We start from the raw sequence: 2004 nt of genomic DNA on the forward strand, positions 1-2004 counted from the left end.
GGGCGCGCGCGGCCGCGCGCACCAGGGCACCGGCATGCAGCCCGTGGGTGCGCGCCATGTCGTTCGTGGCGACGACCACACCGGGCCTGCCCTCGTTCACGCCCACCAGCGCGACGACCACCGGGTGCTCGTCACCGAGGCGCTTGCGCACGTCGAGGGCCAGTTCGCGCAGGGAGTCCGCGGAGGCGATCTCCCCGACGTCGAAGGTCGCGACCACCGTGTCCGCGCGGAGCCGGGCGGAGGCGACGATCTCCTGCGCCCGCGACAGGGCGATGCGCGTGCGCAACTCGGAGAGGTTGCGCTCGAAGGTCCGGATCTTCGCCATCATCGTGCCCACGCGCTCGGGCAGGTCCTGGGGGCGTCCGCCCACCAGGGCGGCCAGCTGGGAGACGATGGCGTGCTCCTTCGCCTGGAAGGCGTAGGCGCCCTCCCCCACGAGTGCGTCGATGCGACGCACGCCGGAGCCGATGGAGGCCTCGCCCAGCACGGCGACGCGCCCGATGGTCCCGGTGGTCGGCATGTGGGTGCCGGCGCAGAACTCCCTCGACCAGTCGCCGCCGATGGAGACCACGCGCACCTCCTTGCCGTACTTCTCACCGAAGAGCGCCATGGCGCCGGTGGCGCGGGCCTGCTCGATGGGCATGACCTCCCAGGTGACGGGCAGGTCCTCGGCGAGCTTCTCGTTGACGAGCTCCTCGATGCCCTCCACCTGGTCCTCCGCCAGGGCGGAGCCGTGACGGAAGTCGAAGCGCAGCCGTGAGGGCGCGTTCTCCGAACCGGCCTGGGTGGCGGTCTCCGAGACGATCTCGTGGAGCGCCTTGTGGACCATGTGCGTGGCGGTGTGCGCGCGGGCGATCGCGGTGCGGCGCACGGGGTCGATCTCCGCCCAGGCCTTCGAGCCCAGCGTGATCGTCCCCTCGGTGAGGGTGCCCCGGTGCACGGAGAGCCCCTTGACGGGCGCCTGGACGTCGTGGACCTCGACCACCGCCCCGTCGGCGGTGCGGATGGTGCCGTGGTCGGCGAGCTGACCGCCCATCTCGGCGTAGAAGGGGGTGCGGTCGAGGACCACCTCGACCTCGGCGGGAGCCGAGGCGGCGGGCACGGGGGCGCCGTCCACCAGCAGGCCGTCCACCTGTGCCTCGGCGGCGTTCTCCGTGTAGCCGAGGAACTCCGAGCCCCCACCCATCTGCCGTTCGAGGTCGTGGAACACGCGCACGTCCGCGTGACCGGTCTTCTTGGCCCGCGCATCCGCGCGGGCGCGCTCCTTCTGCTCCTCCATGAGGGAGCGGAACCCCTGCTCGTCCACCTGGACGCCCTGCTCCGCGGCCATCTCGAGGGTGAGGTCGATGGGGAACCCGTAGGTGTCGTGCAGGGCGAAGGCCTGCGAGCCGGAGATCTGGGCGGTCCCGCCCGGCTCCTTGGCGTGGGCGACCGCCGTGTCGAGAATCGTCGTGCCCGCCGACAGGGTGCGGTGGAAGGCCTCCTCCTCGCCGTAGGCGACGTCGGAGATCGTGTCCCAGTCGGTGACGAGCTCCGGGTAGGACGGTGCCATCGCGTCGCGGGAGACCGGGAAGAGCGTCGGCAGCGAGGGGGCGTCGACACCCAGCAGGCGCATGGACCGGATGGCACGGCGCATGAGCCGGCGCAGGACGTACCCGCGCCCGTCGTTGCCGGGGCGCACCCCGTCGGAGATCAGCATCATCGAGGAACGGACGTGGTCGGCGACGATGCGCATGCGCACGTCGTCCTCCTCGTCGGCGCGGTAGTGGCGCCCCGACATCTCCTCGACGGCCTCGATGACGGGGAAGACCTCGTCGATCTCGTACATGTTCGCCTTGTCCTGGAGGACGAAGGCGAGGCGCTCCAGCCCGGCTCCGGTGTCGATGGCCTTCTGGTCGAGCTCCCCCAGGAGCGGGTAGTCCTTGCCCTCGCCCTCACCGCGCATGTACTGGTCGAAGACCAGGTTCCACAGCTCCAGGTAGCGGTCCCCCCCGGGGTCACCGT

At 71.6% G+C, this 2004-nt stretch carries 1 protein-coding gene; it reads right to left on the reverse strand.

The window, feature by feature from the left end:
• On the reverse strand, nucleotides 1-2004 hold a 2004-nt coding region (gene alaS, locus TA90_RS06325; protein WP_043535196.1), incomplete at both ends, for an alanine--tRNA ligase.

The organism is Actinomyces polynesiensis (assembly GCF_000820725.1).
Classification (GTDB): domain Bacteria; phylum Actinomycetota; class Actinomycetes; order Actinomycetales; family Actinomycetaceae; genus Pauljensenia; species Pauljensenia polynesiensis.